Raw genomic sequence first — 16,426 nt, forward strand, 5'->3', positions numbered from 1 at the left:
CTCAAAGCCGGATTTGCCTGGATTTAGCTCGGGTTGACGTACTCTCGTTGTTACGTGTAACGTGCTCGCAATTCAGCCGAATTTCCACAGGCGAAGATAAGCTGTGCATGTTCATCGTCAGAGGCGGCTTCCCGATGAAGAAAAAAGTCGCAGTTAAACATAAACCTTCTGCTCACAAGACTAAGAAAATAAAGATGGTTACCAAACCTACGGGTAAGACGCTGACGATGAAGAAACCGGCCAAACCCAGCTCCTCTCCCATGCAGGATCCCCAATTTGCACAAGCTGTGCAAAACTACGAGGGTGGCCTCCGGGCGATGCAGGAGCGCAAGTTTGACAAAGCCAAGGCCTACTTCCAAAAGATAGTTAGTTCCGGCCCAAAAGAACTCGCCGACCGCGCTTCGGTGCACCTGAACGCCTGCAACCAGCAGCTTGCCAAGACTTCGGTTTCGTTCAAGACCCCGGCCGAACATTATGACTATGTGGTGTCGCTCATGAACGTTGGCGACTTCGTTACGGCCCGTGAGCATCTTGAACAGCTTGTGTCGAAGAACCCCAAGCTCGATTACATCTGGTACGGGTTTTCCGTCCTCGAATGCCTCACCGGCCACGTGGAAGAGTCGCTTAAAAAGCTCAACCAGGCGATCCAGTTAAACCCAGCCAATCGCTTCCAGGCTCGTAGCGATACCGACTTCAACAACATGGCGGACGATCCGCGGTTCACCGAACTCCTTTATCCTGAACCGGGCGCTTCCGACACGGGTTCGTGGTCGAACGAAGGCCGCAGATAAGGCAACAAGATGGGCCCTCATGCTCAGAAAAACGCCGCCAAGGGCGGCATTCGTCCGTTGCGCGTGGTCGCCATCGGCGGAGGGACAGGCCTTTCTACTCTTCTCAAGGGACTGAAGCAGTACGTACTGCATGCTCCTTACACAGGCGAAGCCAAGCCGGCGTCCTCTGTCGTGGTTATCGAGGAACTAACCGCGGTTGTTACCGTCACTGATGACGGCGGCTCCAGCGGTCGACTTCGCCGCGAGTTCGGCATGCTTCCCCCGGGCGACATCCGCAACTGTATCGTGGCGCTCTCCGAGGACGAGGCGCTCATGTCGCGCCTGTTTAAGTACCGCTTTCCGGAAAGCTCAAAGCTCGAAGGCCATAGTTTTGGCAACTTGTTCCTTTGTGCATTGTCGGAAATTACCGGCGACTTCGCCGAAGCCGTTCGTCTTTCGTCAGACATTCTCGCAACGCGTGGTCACATTTACCCCGCCACGACCGCCAACTGCGAACTCGAAGCACTGATGGACGACGGCTCTCGCGTGCGCGGCGAAACCAAAATCACCGCGAGCAAACACCGCATCGTGAAGCTGGAAATGATTCCGGCCGACGTCCAGCCTATGAAGCAGACTCTCGAGGCGATCGCCAACGCTGACATGATCACCGTAGGCCCGGGGTCGCTCTTCACCAGCCTGATACCCAACCTTCTTGTGCATGGAATCCCGGAAGCGATCGCCGAATCAAGGGCTCTTAAGGTGTTTGTTTGCAACCTCATGACTCAGGCGAATGAAAGCCTTGGATTAACGGCCGCCGATCACCTGAGAGCCATCCGCACCCACGCCGGAGGGAGGATCTTCGACGCCGCCCTCGTCAACACGCAGCCGATCTCCGACGAATTGAAAGGTAAATACGCGCTCGAAGGCGCTTCGCAGATTATCGTCGACACCGACGCTATCAAGAGCCTTGGCGTCGAGCCCATCCTCGGCAACTTTCTGCTGGAAGATCGCGGCGTTGCCCGTCACGACACCTACCGCGTCGCCGAGCAACTCATGATGCTCGTTACCGCCCGCGCCCTGACCGCTGCCAGTTAAGACTTCTTCGCCGCAGCCATCGCTTCCCGCTTCGCTTTGGCCCAGCCTTCTTTGTTGATCTGCCTTCCGCGCCCAATCGCCAGCGCATCTGCAGGAACTTCGTCCGTGATGCACGAACCCGCGCCTACGTACGAACCCTTACCCAACTTTACGGGTGCCACCAGGGTTGAGTCGCTACCAACAAACACTCCATCTTCAATCGTCGTCGTATGCTTGTTCACGCCATCGTAGTTGCAGGTGATCGTCCCGGCGCCGATGTTCACCCCGGCTCCGATCACCGAATCTCCGAGATACGTCAGGTGATTTGCTTTCGAGCCCTTACCAAGCTTTACCTTCTTCGTCTCAACGAAGTTCCCCACGTGCGCTTTCTCGCTGATCTCGCTTCCGGGACGCAAGTGCGAATACGGTCCGATAATCGCCTCGTTGTGTACGCTCGCGGAATCCATGATCGTGCCCTGCCGCACCAGCACTCCATCGCCGATCGCCGAATTCTCGATCACCGATCCCGAACGAATTCGGCAGTCTGAGCCGACTTTGGTCTTCCCTAGCAACTGCACAAACGGCTCGATTACGGTGTCGGTCCCGATTTCCACATCTGCGTCGATCGTGCAGGTCTCGGGCTTATAGATCGTCACTCCCGCGTCCATCAAGGCCGTACACTTCGCCGCTCGTATCTGCGCATCGAGACGTACCAATTCTGCCCGGCTGTTCACGCCCAAAGCTTCCGCCATCTCGCCGGCCTTCACCGCCAGTACCTTCTGCTTCGCCTTTCCCAGCAACACTGCCATGTCGGTGAGGTAGTACTCGCGATGCGCATTGTCGGTGCTGAGCTTGTCGATATTTTCGAACAGAGGCTTGGAAGCAAACGCGTAGATTCCGGTATTGATTTCTCCGATTTTGAGCTGCTGCTTGTTCGCGGCCTTCTGCTCCACGATGGCCTGCACTTCATCGCTCGCCTTCCCACCCTTCTTCTTCCGAACGATGCGTCCAAACCCAAACGGATCAGGCGGAACCGCCGTCAAAATCGTCATCGCCGCTTTCTTCTGCAGATGAAAGTCCCGCAGCCGCTCGATCACTTCGGGCCGGATCAGAGGGGTGTCTCCCGAGAGCACCAGCACGTGCTCGTACTTCTTTAGCTCTTCGCGGCCGCACATGATGGCATGTCCTGTCCCGCGCTGTTCCTCCTGCAGGATGAACTTCACCCCCGTGTCGCCCAGCGCCTTGCGGACAAGTTCCGCCTCATACCCGATAATCGCGTACACATCCTCGATCGGCACGACTTGCGCAGCAGCTTCGATCACGTGCCGCAGCAACGCTTTCCCTCCAATTTCGTGCAGCACCTTCGGATGCTTGGACTTCAGCCGCGTACCCTTCCCCGCAGCCATGATGGCAATAGCGATGCTTTCACCTTTTTTCATAGTGGTTCTCTGGTTTTATCACATCAATATTCCCGGATTGTTTACCAGGTCGAGCCATTTTGCCATCCGGCAATCGAGCCATTCCTAAACGTAGCGCCGTTTCTTCGACGAACGGGCAGTCTGGTGAGCAGCTGCAAAAATCGCCGTCAACTCACGCGCCTCTAGTATCAGATCCGCTAGTTTCGCTTGTTTCACTATTCCGCTCTCCACGAGTAATTCGAGCCAATACACGGACTCATCCGCCTCTTCAAGGACTATCGCCAATTTCGATGTGAAGTCCGGCTTCGAGCGTGCTCTACAAACAGCGCGGTAATTCGCACCCACCGAGGTTCCTGACCGAAGAACTTGGTTCCCGATTACTTGCGCTTGTGGAGAACGCGGAAGAGCTTGCGTCAGCTTGATAATCCGCAGGGCAAATTTCCTTGTTCGTGCCCGCAACAATTCTGGAGTGGCCTGTCGTGATTCGTGCATTCCACGAGCATGATCATCGGCTTGCGCCGTAAAAGCAGTGACAACACTGGAAAATCGCCCGATGACCCGATGGCAAAATGGCCCGATTTGGCATCAGAACAGTTACAGGGCCAAACAACTATGCACTCCACTCCCGATATACCAGGCACTTCTCCGGTTACAGACAACCCGAACCCTGGCGGCGACCAGGGCATGGATCCGTACGGTCCCGGCACCGACAACGGTAAACCCGGCGAGAAGCTTCCGCCACCGGACGCTAAACCCAAGCCGCAGGAATGAAAAGGAGATCACTTGAGCGACAATCCCAAAAACAAATCCGGTTCCGGTAAGCTCGATTACGGCGCAAATAACCCGACCGGTGGCACGAACGAGAACACCGGCAATATCAATCCTCAAGGCCCGACCTCCGGAACCGAGAACTACAGCCGCGACAAGAAGAAGTCTCAGCAGACTACAGCCGGTGATGAGGACTCGCCTCTCGACGACGACCGCAATGCGCAAAGCTGGACTTCGCGCAATCTAGACGCTCCGGGCGACATGGGCGCAGGTCCGGTTTCACCGAATGCCGGTGACATTCAGGACGAAAGCGGCGACCTAACTCCGGGCACAAGTGAAACGCCCGGCGCTGGCACAGGAGCGACCGGCGACCGCCATAGCTATCGCTGCTCCGATGCGGGTAACGCCGACTGCCGTTGGGAGACTTCCATGGCATCGGCCAATGAACTTTGGGCGGACATCGAGCGCCATCATCGCGACGTCCATGGCAAGCCCACTTTGGACGAAGCCAGCCGCGGCCGCATACAAGACGCGATCCACACGCGTCGCGCAGCATAGCCGGTCAACTGCTTAGCCGCGAAAAAGAAAAGGGCGAAGCCCGAAAGCTTCGCCCTTCGCACTAAAGCGACTTATTGCGGCATCACAATCTTCCGCAGATACATGATCGGCACGGGCCCCTGATCGAGCACCATATTGTGGAACTCGGCCATATTGAACTTTGCACCCATTGCGTCCTGATAATCCTTCCGCAACTGGAGCCAGTCTTTCTTTCCGACATAGTAGGTCGGCACCTGTGTTGAGCTCAGCTTCGCCCGCCGCAGTTTCCCGTCGGCCTCGGCCTGCGTCTGGAAGCAGTCCTTCACCATCAGGTCCATCGCCTGCTCATCGGTCATGTTCCGGGTATGCATGCGCACGTCGAGAATCGAATTCGCCAGCAGTCTCAGCCGCAGCTTCCGCATAACCAGATGAAACTTCGGATTGTTATCCAGGAAGCCTTCATCCATCATCACCTGCGCGATGTACTCGGCCCATCCTTCAACGTAGGCACCATTTCCGAACAGCGCGCGCAGCACTCGCCGCCCCTCCGGTTGCAGGCTGTTCGCGTGTTCAAACTGGATGTAATGTCCGGGCAGCGCTTCGTGGATCGTCAGCCACAGCAGCGCATACTTGTTGTACTCGCGTAGCTTCGACTCCGCTTGATCTTCCGGCGTTTTCGGATCAATCGGCGTCACCCAGTACTGTGCCTCAGCATTCGGCTCCAGCGGAGGCGCGCTCGCGAATCCTGCCACGGAATAAATCCCGCGCATAAACGGAGGAGTCGGGATCACCTTCAGGTTCTCGCGATCGCTCAGTGCAACGATTTTCTTGTCGCGGATGAACTGCCTAATGCCCTCGATGTCGCCCTTCACCGTGTCGATCAGTTTGTCGCGCTGCGTATGCTCATCGGATACCTTCGCCAGCGTCTCGCTGATGATCGTGTTCTCGCGCTGGTGCTCAGCCAGATCACTGTGGTCCGTATGGTCCGGGTACATCTGCTTATGCATCGGCAAGGCGATCTCAAGCATTTCCGCCCTGGTCGACTTCAGTTCCTTCTCGGCCGTGTCCAGCACTTGTTCCGGCGTCACCGGCGTTTGCATGACCAGGCGGAACTTCTCCTGGTAAAGGTCGGGACCAAGCCGCCACGTGCGAGTCGTCTTTCGTTTCGCCAGATCGTTGTCGAACCATGCGGTCAAATCCTTCAGCGCCGCAATCGCTTTTGGCACGGCCTTGTCGTACTTCGCCTGCAAATTCGAGCCCGCCGGGATCGCTTCTTTCACAGTCGTCTGGATCAGGTCGATGTTGCCTTCGTTTTCCAATTTGGCAGTCTCGATATAGATCGGGTCCGCCTCGACGAGGATTTTCTTCACCTGCTCCACAAACCGCGGTATCTGCTCCACACGTGACAAAACGTGCCCAGCCCGCACCTCCTGCGAGTCATAGCTCTGGGACAATGGCAGGAAAAGCGCATTACCGATCAGTTCCACAAATACGGTGGGCTTGTAACGATGGTCCTGAATTTTCTCCAGTTGCAGCAGCGAAAACGCGATATTGTCGTTGATCAGCAACCAGTCAGCCTGATCCTGCAGATTCAACGAGTCGACTTTCACTTCGGACTTAAACCGCTTTTGCCAATTCTTGTAGAACGCGACCTGTTCTTCATAGGCCTTCGAACTCACGTCATCCAGAATCGCGTCTAGCTCGATGATCTTCTTTGTCTTCGGATCAGTGTGCTTGTGGTGTCCCGCATAGCTAGCGTTTACCGGCGAAAGGGCCAGCGAATCGTACATATATTGTTCGGCCATCTTGGCGAACTTTGGGTCACGCTGTGTCGTGTCGGTAGCCATGGGTTTCTTTTGTGCTGTCGCCATCAGTGCAACAGTTAACATCGCGAATAGAAGAATTTTGCGCATAGATCACTCCGGCTCAGGAGTATACGCGCCGGGCAGACAATCATAAAAAAGGCCCCTTATGAAAAGGGGCCTTTTAGGAGAGGAGCAATGTTGCTTGGGGGGTTCAGAACTTTATTTCGGACACCGCTCGCCGCAGTGCCAGGCGCGCTTGGTGCAGTCCTCGTTTCGATTCGTCTGTGTTGATGCCCAGGGTGCGGGCAATGCGGCTGTGATCGTAGCCTTCTACGTCGTGCATCAGGAAAATCAGTCTCTCTGTGTGCGGAATCTGCACAACCGCGCGTTCGAGCACGGCACGTTTCACATTCTTGCGAGCATTGGCAGTTTGGTTGGCAACGGGCTCGTCCAGCGTCAAGTCTCCAATGGGAGCGGTAGAGCGGATCTCATTCACCAGTGCCGTATCCAGCACTTCAGCCGAAGGCGTCGAGTTAACGGCGAATGTATTCAGGAATACCCGCGACGTCAATTCTTCCGCGGCAAGTTCGTTATCAGTCAAATAAAAAGCTAAGTTGTAGATCCGGTTCTGGTGCTGTTGGTAGATGGCCTTCAGGCTGGCCGTACGCTCCATCAGAGCGGGAATTTCGTAAGCAAACCCTGTAAGTTTTGCGTTGATGATGATGCTCGCCATTAGTCCCCCTGTCTGCTAAATCTTTGATTTCTGCTATTGGGGACCCGAACCTGGGGGCTGGGTCGCCTTCATTACTGCACTTGCCAAGCCACTTCAGAGTTGCTGCCGCATCGTCCTGCGCAACGCCTGTAGTTAGTGCAAGCACCATGCCCATCAGCAATAAACGCCTGCTTTTACTTTGGAAAATCAGCCAACCTGCTCTTTTTCAACACTTAAGAAGAGTTTCCCGGGACGTAACGGAACTTCCCTCAGGCTCTTTGTGGCGGGATCAACTTTGAAGAATGTGGTACACAAGTACCAACATTCGGAACTTGAAGGGGATAAAGTGAGTCTGCAATTCACTTGCGGGGAATCTAGATTTGATGGGAAAAAGACAGGAACGGTTGGTACTTAACTGGCAGAGGCTGCACTTTTATTTGCTTGCATAGCGCTTGCCGTCAGCGCAATTAAGTCCGATACCTCGAATGGCTTGCTGATGTACGAGATACCATTCTCCTCCAAATACTTGCGCAGTTCGCTATCTGTCAAGCTGCTCAGCGTGAGCACCACCCGTCCTTTTGATTCAGGACGGTGCTCGGCCAGCCAACGATAGACATCGATACCGTTCAGCGCACCCGGCATTGCGCTGTCCACCAATATGGCGTCGAACTGTTCCGCGGCGAGAGTCGCGATCGCCAGTTCCGCCGAGTTCAGGCACACCACTTGAGCGCCGGCGCCGGCCAGCACTTCCCGCTCGAAATCCAGCACCGCCTCCTCATCATCCACAATCAACACCCGTCCCTGCAGCGGAACCGATCTTTCGCTGAGATCTGCTGTCTTCGATACCGCTGCTTCTGCCGCCATTGGAAGCACCACTTGCAGTACAGCACCTCCAGACGGATGGTTGTAGGCCCGGATGTCGCCGCCGTGCTCTTTGATGATGCCGTAGCAAATACTCAGCCCCAACCCGGTCCCTTTGCCCACACTCTTCGTTGTGTAGAAGGGATCGAAAATTCTGTTCACTTCTTTAATTCCAGGCCCGCTATCGTGGAACTCCAGCGAGACGTGCGCGTCCTGCACGACAATGCTGACTTCCAGTTTGCCGCCTCGCGAACGCTCCAGGATTGCATCTACCGCGTTGTTGATGATGTTCAGGAATACCTGTTCGAGTTGGTGTGCATCGGCTACAACCGCCCCGAGTGTCGAAGGGAAATTGCGCTCCACCTGGATGTTGTGAATGTTCAGGTCGTAGTCGCGCAAAGCCAGCGTGTCTTCTACGATCCGCCGCACGTCCACTGGCATCTTTGCCGGCTTTCTCTGGCGCGCAAAGGACAGTAGGTTCTGCACCACGCGATGGGTACGCTGCGCCTGCTTGTAGAGCTTGCTCACAAACTCGCGCTGATGTTCAGTGAGGTCTTCCCCTTCCAGAAGTTGCGAATACCCAAGTATTGCCGTCAGTGGATTATTCAGCTCGTGCGCCACGCCTGAGATCAGTTGCCCGACCGCCGACATTTTCTCGCTTTGCAGCAACTGCTCCTGCGTCGAACGCAAATGCTCGTATGCTTTTGAGGTCTCTTCGTACAGTCGAACTTTCTCGGTACTGTTCGCAAGTTGCCGGCCGAGCGCAATCATCAGCCCTTCGTCACGGTCGGAGAATGCATTCTGGCGTCGGCTGCTGATGCCCAGCACGCCGAGAAGTTTTCCGCCGGACCACATCACTACCCAAGCCCACGACTGCAAACCTTCCGCCCCAACGAATGCCTTGAATTCATTGGGCAGCATCTCCAGTTCACGCTGGGTGATGATCTCCACGTGGTTTTCCGCCAGCAACTCGCGAAAATCTGCTGGGATCGTAACGCTGCCGAGATTGCTGCCTAGTTCCGAGCGATGTCCAAACGCTGCCGCGCGCCGCAGCACCTGCCGGTCGGGATCGAAAAGGAAGATGGCTGCGGTATCAGCCATGAAGATGTCGATCAGGTGCCGCAGGGCCAGGTTAATGATCTCGTCCATGTCGAAGGACTGGCTGGCCAGCACCGCGATCGAGTTCAGCGCTTCCAGTTCGCGGTTCCTGCGCCGTACTTCATCTTCGGCCCGTTTCTTCTCCGTGATGTCGAGCAACACGCCGTGATACCGGATGATGTTTCCTGAAGCCGTCTTTGATGCATAGCTATTCTCGAGGACTGTCACCATGGAGCCGTCCTTACGCTTCAGGTTGACCTCGAAATTCTTCACCATTCCATTCTTCTGCATCTTCTGCAGGAACACGTTGCGATCGCTCGGATGCGCATAGAACGTCTGCGCAATCTCTTTTGACAGCACGTCGTCGCGGCTCTCGTACCCGAGCAGGTGAACGAACGCGTCGTTGCAGTCGATGACTCTTCCGTCCGGCGTCGATACGAACACGCCTTCCTGTACCTGCTCGAACAGTGTCCGGTATCTCTCTTCTGCCGCCCTTCTCGCCGTAGTGTCGCGGATAATGTGTACAGTTCCGCCAGGACCGTTTTCGTCCGCCACATAGGTCGTCGTCGAAACTGTTGCGAAGCCGCCAAAGCAGGGGTCCGGTTGGTCCCGAAACTCGCTGGCGAAACCTTCGCAGTACGGGCATTCCTTCCATGTCGACTGGAAATGCGGCAGCACCGATCCGCAGGTTCGCCCGACCACCGCTTCCTGGCTGGTGCCCAACTTATTCAGCAATGCGCGGTTCGCCTTGATGATCCGGTGACTATCGTCATGCACAAGGATCGGATCCGGCAGGGCGTCAAACGTGTTCGCCCACTGTCTCTGCGAACGGAGAATTTTCGCGATCAACTGCAGGTTTTCGATCGCGATACCGAGTTGCCGGGCTGCCGCGGCCAGGAATCGCAACTCGTCTGGCCGGTAGTGACGGGAATGTGAGTTTCCAACCACCAGTATCCCGATTACAGTCGCCTTCCCCTGCACCGGAATAACCACCATGTGATCCAGTTTTTCTCCGTGCAAAGTCTCCAGGATCTGCTGGTGTTGATTGCGGCGGTAAAGAATGATCGGCTCTCCGCCTTGGATCAGTTCGCTTCCGTACGGTCCTTCGAGTGGAATTCTCCATCTCGTCCGCAAGAACGCATCCGTAAGCCCGACATGTGCGCGCATCTCCATCTGGTCGCCCACAATGAGCCGAAACCAAACGGCTTTCGCCGACATGAGTCGCTTAATCTGCTGCAGCGCCACCAGCATGACGGCATGTTCGTCCTCGGCCGTCGCCACTGTCCCAATCACTTCGTTGACGACATCCAGCCGCCGCGTTCGCGTTCGGGACTCATCCAGTACCAGCAGCAGCATGCTGAGCCCAAGCAGGCTCTGGATCAACAGGTCGAAGTTCGCGTGGTCCTGCGCCGTGCTGATGTCAAAGTCGATGTGCATCAGGAACAGCATCACCGACATCACCCAGGGACTAGCCTGCCGTCGCCCCCGGCTGAACCGCACCAGCAGGATGGCTGCCGAGAAGGTTCCAACCCTGTATAGGATCTGGAACACCCATTCCAACTGCTCCACGGGGCTATTAGGAAGGCAGACTTTCCAAACCACGATCGCCATCGCGGCCGCCGTGGATGCCCCCACGACAATCAGCCACCGCCGTCTTTGTAGGTAATCGAATACCGCTGAGGCAAAGAGACCCGCCGAGATCAGAAATGCGGCGTACGTCAGGACCACCGTGGAACGGCTGTATGCCCCTCCCCAGGTTTGAGTCGCCCCGATCTGGTACAGCAAATACGCCGACCACCCGGTAATCCAGAAAAACAGGTATCGTTCTCGAAATGTGCGGTAGATAAGGACGCCTGCTGTCAGCAGGACGAGGGTGCTGGCAGTGTCGGCAAGGTTGTCGACAGTGGCCAATCGTTCCAACCAGCCATACGCGACTAGCGCAGAAAGCATGTGAGCCCGAACATCGGTGAATGGGCTTGTATATCACGGAATCTAGTCGATTACGTTGGTTTTTTACCCGAGAGGTGCCGTGAAAGGAACTGAGATACAATGCGCTTAAGTTCAACAGGATCGGGGAATGTCGGCAGAGCGAATTCTTATCGTTGATGACGAAGACGCGATTAGGGAGATTGTCGCGTCCATGCTGTCTCTCGCGGGTTACAAATGCCAGCAGGCCGCCTCAGGCGTCGAGGCGCTCGCCGTCTTACAGTCGGGCGAAGAGTTCGAACTCATGCTTTCCGACCTGATGATGGCCGAACTCGACGGTATCGGCCTACTGGAGCGCACCAAGGAAAAGTATCCCGACATGCCAGTCGTGATGGTTACCGCCGTCCACGACATCTCCGTCGCGCTTGCTGCCCTTCGCAACGGCGCCTACGACTATCTCCTCAAGCCCTTCGAGCGCGAACAATTGCTGGCTACCGTCCGCCGCGCCATGGAAAATCGTCGCCTTAAGCTGGAAAACCGGGCCTATCAGGTGAATCTGGAAACCCTGGTCGCCGCCCGGACCGAGCAACTGCGGCAGGCTATGTCTGACCTGGAGCGCTCATACGACATCACCCTCGAAGCCCTCGGCGATGCGCTCGACTTGAAAGATGCCGAAACCGAAGGCCACTCCAAGCGCGTCACCGCGTTCACCATTGCTATCGCGCGCGCTATGGGCCTCAGCTCAGAGCGGATTCGTGTCATCGCCCGCGGCGCTTTCCTGCACGACATCGGTAAGATGGCTATTCCCGACGCCATCCTTCGCAAGCCCGGCGCCCTCACTCCGGAAGAGATCAACATCATGAAGGAGCACTGCTGGCACGGTTATCAGATCCTTCGCAAGATCCCCTTCCTCACCGAAGCTGCGGAGATCGTGTACGCCCACCAAGAACGCTGGGATGGCACTGGTTACCCGCGTAACCTCAAAGGGGATGAAATCCCCATGGGGGCTCGCATATTCTCGCTGGCCGACACCATGGACGCCATTATGTCCGACCGTCCCTATCGCGCCGCGCAGCCCTTTTCCGCCGCCCGGGACGAAATCGTTCGCTGGTCCGGACGACAGTTCGATCCCAATATCGTGAATACCTTCGTGGAAATGCCCGAGAGCATCTGGCACGACCTGCGCAAGGAGATCAACTCGCAGATCTATCGCTTCACACCACAGCCCGGCGCAGGCAAATTCGCCTCGGTGTAGCCAACATCGTCTGAATTTTCTGGGGGATGTTTTTAGGAATAGGCTGCCCTGCGGGGGTATAGGGCAATATTGCGTGGTCGACTGCTACTGGGCCGTTTCCATCGAATCCAGCGTTTCCGCTACCCGGTTCAGCGCCATCTGGATCCGGTCCAGTTCCCGCTGTGCGGCTTCGTTCCACTCGGCCAACCGGCTCGGAGCGTCCGAAGCACTTTCTGCCAGCCAACTGATTACTCGTCGGCCACGGTCGGTAAACAGCAGTACTCCCAAACCGCCCAGACCCATGACAGTCATCGGAAGATACCACTTGCGCATAATCTCTCCCTTAGCCCGTTCAACAATGAATTGCAATTGATACTGATTCATACTGATAGCAAGTGTTGGATGCGTTCGCAACGCAAAAGTCTCCTCGCACATAACAAAAGTACTTACCTCGACGGTACTGTCCTCTAGGATGGCAAGTTCCCTCCCCTCTGTAACCTATCGGATTAATCGCCTAATCCACTACTTTCATCCACAGAAAGGGTTCTATACTCCAGGAACGCAAGCCTCCACAGACGCTGTGCGTTCCCACGGAAACTTAAAGAATTCGAGGTTCATTATGGCCAACAGGCGTTCGGCATGGCTGATCACAGCATTATTTGTGCTGGCTTCTTTGCCGGCATTCGCCCAGTGGAGCACTCGTCCAGATCCATCTTCAGGCAACGCTCCCGGCCCCAATTACATTCCCGAGGGCACTCGCTTCATCGTCAAACTCGACGACACCCTCGACACCAAGAAACTCAAGGTCGGGAAACAGTTCAAAGCCAAGCTCGCCGAGGATCTCGTTGCTCCTAACGGATCGGTTATTCCCGCCGGTAAAAAGATCAAGGCTCACGTCAGCGACGTCGATCAGGGCGTGCACGGACGTATCCTCATCAGCTTCGACGAGATCGAAACCAGGAAAGGCTGGCGGCCTCTCGTTGCCAGTATCACCGACGTACCCGGCGAGAAGGGCGTGAAGCCAGTCGGCTCCGAAGGCGAAATTGAGCGCAAGGGTCGCGACAAGAAGCGAATGATCGAAGCCGCCGCCGTTGGCGCTGCCGTCGGCGCCGGAACTGGTGCGATTGCTGGCGGTGGTAAGGGTGCCGTGATAGGCGCCGCCGCTGGCGCGGGCGTCGGAATGATCACCGGCCTCCTGACCGACCGTGAACTCAAGCTAAATAAGGGGCAGCAGCTCGAACTTCGACTCGATCGGCCCCTGCAAGTTCCACAAGGCTGATCGTTCTCTCAACGAGCGATCCGCAGATTTTTTCGATAAACTGACACACAAAGCGCGGGCTCAAGGCCCGCGTTTCTTTTGGGAGCAAGGATGAAAGTAAAGAGCTTTGTATTTGTGATGTTCATGTTCGTAGCGCTGGCTGCCGTCGCGCAGAGCCAGCCCACCTCGGGGATCATCCCCAACACCATCTATATCGGCGCCGACGGCAAATTCGAAGCCGCGCCCGATACCGCCGTCATCACCTTTGGTATTTCCGCGCAGGAAAGCACCTCCCGCGCCGCCTACGACCGCGCCGCCCAGGCTTCCGACCAGATCCGCAATCTTCTGAAGCAGAATGGCATCGACCCCAAGACTGCTGAAATCGGTTACTTCTCCCTCCAACCCGTCTACGACTACCGCAACCCCAAGCGCAAGCTCATCGCCTACCGCGGGAATAGCAGCGTCACTCTGAAGCTCAAAGACTTCGCCAAAGTCGGCCCTATTCTCCAGGGACTCGCTGACCTCGATGTCACCGAGAATCAACAGATCTCATACATCCTTGACAACATCGACGAAGCCAAGGTCAAGGCCACTCAGGACGCCCTTCAGCGCGCTCGCCAGCAAGCCGCCGCCGTCGCGACCGCCGGCGGACGCAACCTGGGCGATATGGTTTATGTCTCCGTCGATACCTTCGAGCCGCCCCGCCCCGTGCCCATGATGCGCACCATGAAGATGGCCGAGGACGCCGCCGCTTCCGCACCGAACGCCGAGTTCTCCCCCGAGAAAGTAACCATCAGCGCCCACGTCAACGTTCTGTACTCGTTGAGGTAGGCTGTGGCTATCAAGGCGGGCCATTTCCCCGGTCTGGTCCGCCTTCCTTCTTCCCCCGCTTCCACCCGATTCGGCCTTCCGTAAATGCCTGATTTCGCAGCCAGATAACTGGCGTTTTGCCCACCGAAACGGAACCCAGTTTTCCCTCCGAGGGAAAACTACTTCCACTTTCCTCTTTCGGGAATTATTCCACCGAGCGACATGTCCGTAAGTTGTTCAAAACAGGCCACAGTCATAGTTACCACCGTGTCAAAAAGTAACCACCCGTTTGGCATCCGCTGTGCATTAGGTACGTGCAGTTCAGTTTGTGCCGCTACATGCGGGGAGGATGAACTCAATGACCAAGGGCCTGAAATTACTGCTCGTATGTGCGGCTCTCATGCTGTGCACGACTTTTGCATCGGCCGATATCTTTACCGCGGGCAGTGGACCCTATACGGTGAACTTCATTGCGTGTTCGCCATGCGATCCGCTGACCGTGATCCCTGGCGTATCTGCCCAGATCACTTTCACCAACTTCCAATTCAGCTACGACAACGTCAATAACAAGACCAATTTGACGTTCGACATGAGCATCTTCAACAGCTCCACGTACGATTCCCGCATCTCGACGATCGGGTTCAACACGAACCCGAACATCCTGGCCACGGGAAACACCGTTTCCGGCGTCTTCGACACCGTTGACGTGAGCGGAAACTTCCCGTACGGGATCGGAGGCGTTGAATTTTGCTTTAGCGACCAGAACTGCGCGGGTGGTGCCGGCGGTGGCGTAACCAAGGGCAATGTCGGCCTTGCCAGCGCTTCGCTCTTCTTCGCAGGGAACGTCAATACTGTGGCATTCGACAACATCTATCTCAAGTACCAGGCCGTCACCATCCCTGGTGTCTTGAACGGTGCCTCGATCGGTGGCGTCCCCGGAGAGAATCCGCCTCCACCGCGTCTACCCGAACCAGCCAGCCTCCTGCTGCTGGGTGCGGGCATGACCGGTATGGCATGGCGCCTCCGTCGGAACCTCTAATTAGTTCGTAACTGGCCGAAAGCTGGGCCACCCCTCGCGGGTGGCCCTTGTTATTCCTCTAGTCATCCCTGCCTCGTAATGCTATTTACTCCGCCGCCATCATGCGGTGGAACATCCTCGTCCTCCAAACTGCAAATTTCTGCACCTTCCCTCAAGTCCACGAAGAGACCCTAATCCGTTCCAGTGCCGTAAGTTACTGAAGTTCAAACTGTTGTAGGTTACTGCTCGCCTAGTGGGTGATGGTACGGAACCTGCGGCTATCGTTCCGAACCAGGTTTTTGAGGGGGGAGCTCCTATGAATAAGGTCCTGAAGATGGTTCTGGTCTGCATGGCACTGATGCTGTGCACCACCTTCGCATCTGCTGATGTATTCACCGCTGGCAGTGGACCCTATACAGTCAACTTCATCGCGTGCTCACCATGCGACCCGCTGACCGTAGTCAATGGCATCACTGCCCAGGTTACGTTCTCCAACTTCGTCTTCACATACGACGGCGTCAATGACAAAACGAATTTGACGTTCAGTATGAGCATCTACAACAACTCCACGTTCGATTCCCGTGTAGCAACGGTTGGGTTCAACACGACTCCTACCATAATGAGCACGGGCAATACGGTTACTGGAGTTTATGACACTGTGGACGTGAGTGGAAACTTCCCGTACGGAATCGGCACAGTGGAATTCTGCTTCAGCGACGTGAACTGCGCTGGCGGCGCGAGTGGTGGTGTAACCAAGGGCAATACCGGAACCGCTGCCGCTTCTCTCTTCTTTGCCGGAGACATCAGTTCCGTTGCGTTCGACAACATTTATCTGAAATATCAGAGTGTCAACATCCCGGGCGTAATGACCGACGGCTCGCTTGGTGGCGTCCCTGGAGATGGCCCGCCTCCGCCACGTCTACCCGAACCTGCTGGCCTCGCGCTGCTGGGCGCTGGCATGACTGGATTGGCTTGGCGCCTTCGCCACAAAAACTAACATCCTAGCCTGAATCTCTCCTGGGGCCACCCCTTCGGGTGGCCCTTAATTCTGCCTCGCACATGCCCCCTTCTAGATCCATCTTCATTCGAAAACTGGCGACTGGGTAACTGCCCTGACAAACGGCTATAATTTTGGGT

General features: G+C 56.2%; 14 protein-coding genes. 9 read left to right on the forward strand and 5 right to left on the reverse strand.

From position 1 onward, the window contains the following. Positions 1-194 precede the first annotated feature (194 nt). The gene (locus VN577_12185; GenBank protein ID HWR15581.1) at positions 195-791 is read left to right on the forward strand and encodes a tetratricopeptide repeat protein; all 597 of its coding nucleotides are present in this window, start codon (positions 195-197) and stop codon (positions 789-791) included. 9 nt (positions 792-800) lie between these two features. Further along, positions 801-1,865, forward strand: a complete 1,065-nt coding sequence (gene yvcK, locus VN577_12190; GenBank protein ID HWR15582.1) for a uridine diphosphate-N-acetylglucosamine-binding protein YvcK — start codon at positions 801-803, stop codon at positions 1,863-1,865. Here the strand turns inward: yvcK and glmU are convergent. Next, positions 1,862-3,283, reverse strand: coding sequence for a bifunctional UDP-N-acetylglucosamine diphosphorylase/glucosamine-1-phosphate N-acetyltransferase GlmU (glmU, locus tag VN577_12195; GenBank protein HWR15583.1), 1,422 nt, complete (start codon positions 3,281-3,283; stop codon positions 1,862-1,864). The genes yvcK and glmU overlap by 4 nt on opposite strands. Positions 3,284-3,763: 480 nt before the next feature. Between glmU and VN577_12200 the strand changes: the two genes are divergently transcribed. Next, a complete protein-coding gene (locus VN577_12200) occupies positions 3,764-4,033 on the forward strand; it encodes a hypothetical protein (GenBank protein ID HWR15584.1) in 270 nt (89 codons plus the stop codon). Positions 4,034-4,045: 12 nt separating this feature from the next. Continuing rightward, entirely contained in the window at positions 4,046-4,588 is a 543-nt protein-coding gene (locus VN577_12205; GenBank protein HWR15585.1) for a DUF1059 domain-containing protein, read from the forward strand. Between the two features lie 71 nt (positions 4,589-4,659). Here VN577_12205 and VN577_12210 read toward each other — a convergent pair whose 3' ends face one another. The 3 genes from VN577_12210 to VN577_12220 all read right to left on the reverse strand — a co-directional run bounded on the left by VN577_12210 (position 4,660) and on the right by VN577_12220 (position 10,993). Beyond that, positions 4,660-6,480, reverse strand: a complete 1,821-nt coding sequence (locus tag VN577_12210; protein HWR15586.1) for a DUF885 domain-containing protein — start codon at positions 6,478-6,480, stop codon at positions 4,660-4,662. A gap of 103 nt (positions 6,481-6,583) precedes the next feature. Continuing rightward, positions 6,584-7,105, reverse strand: coding sequence for a sigma-70 family RNA polymerase sigma factor (locus VN577_12215; protein HWR15587.1), 522 nt, complete (start codon positions 7,103-7,105; stop codon positions 6,584-6,586). Between the two features lie 390 nt (positions 7,106-7,495). Beyond that, complete coding sequence (locus VN577_12220; protein ID HWR15588.1) at positions 7,496-10,993, reverse strand: PAS domain S-box protein; 3,498 nt, start codon at positions 10,991-10,993, stop codon at positions 7,496-7,498. Between the two features lie 127 nt (positions 10,994-11,120). On the opposite strand from VN577_12220, the gene VN577_12225 reads away from it, so the two are divergent. Continuing rightward, positions 11,121-12,224 carry an HD domain-containing phosphohydrolase gene (locus tag VN577_12225; GenBank protein ID HWR15589.1) on the forward strand — a complete coding sequence of 368 codons (1,104 nt, stop codon included), beginning with the start codon at positions 11,121-11,123 and terminating at the stop codon, positions 12,222-12,224. 84 nt (positions 12,225-12,308) lie between these two features. On the opposite strand, the gene VN577_12230 is transcribed toward VN577_12225, so the two are convergent. After that, positions 12,309-12,536: a hypothetical protein gene (locus VN577_12230; protein ID HWR15590.1), complete on the reverse strand. Its 228-nt coding sequence runs from the start codon at positions 12,534-12,536 to the stop codon at positions 12,309-12,311. A 286-nt stretch (positions 12,537-12,822) separates the two neighbouring features. Between VN577_12230 and VN577_12235 the strand changes: the two genes are divergently transcribed. The 4 genes from VN577_12235 to VN577_12250 all read left to right on the forward strand — a co-directional run bounded on the left by VN577_12235 (position 12,823) and on the right by VN577_12250 (position 16,286). Next, complete coding sequence (locus VN577_12235) at positions 12,823-13,482, forward strand: hypothetical protein (GenBank protein ID HWR15591.1); 660 nt, start codon at positions 12,823-12,825, stop codon at positions 13,480-13,482. Between the two features lie 90 nt (positions 13,483-13,572). Continuing rightward, the gene (locus tag VN577_12240) at positions 13,573-14,292 is read left to right on the forward strand and encodes an SIMPL domain-containing protein (protein HWR15592.1); all 720 of its coding nucleotides are present in this window, start codon (positions 13,573-13,575) and stop codon (positions 14,290-14,292) included. A 337-nt stretch (positions 14,293-14,629) separates the two neighbouring features. After that, a complete protein-coding gene (locus VN577_12245; protein HWR15593.1) occupies positions 14,630-15,310 on the forward strand; it encodes a cistern family PEP-CTERM protein in 681 nt (226 codons plus the stop codon). Positions 15,311-15,605: 295 nt separating this feature from the next. Further along, the gene (locus tag VN577_12250) at positions 15,606-16,286 is read left to right on the forward strand and encodes a cistern family PEP-CTERM protein (GenBank protein HWR15594.1); all 681 of its coding nucleotides are present in this window, start codon (positions 15,606-15,608) and stop codon (positions 16,284-16,286) included. The last annotated feature ends 140 nt before the right edge of the window (positions 16,287-16,426 follow it).

The organism is Terriglobales bacterium, assembly GCA_035561515.1.
Classification (GTDB): Bacteria; Acidobacteriota; Terriglobia; order Terriglobales; family Acidobacteriaceae; genus DATMXP01.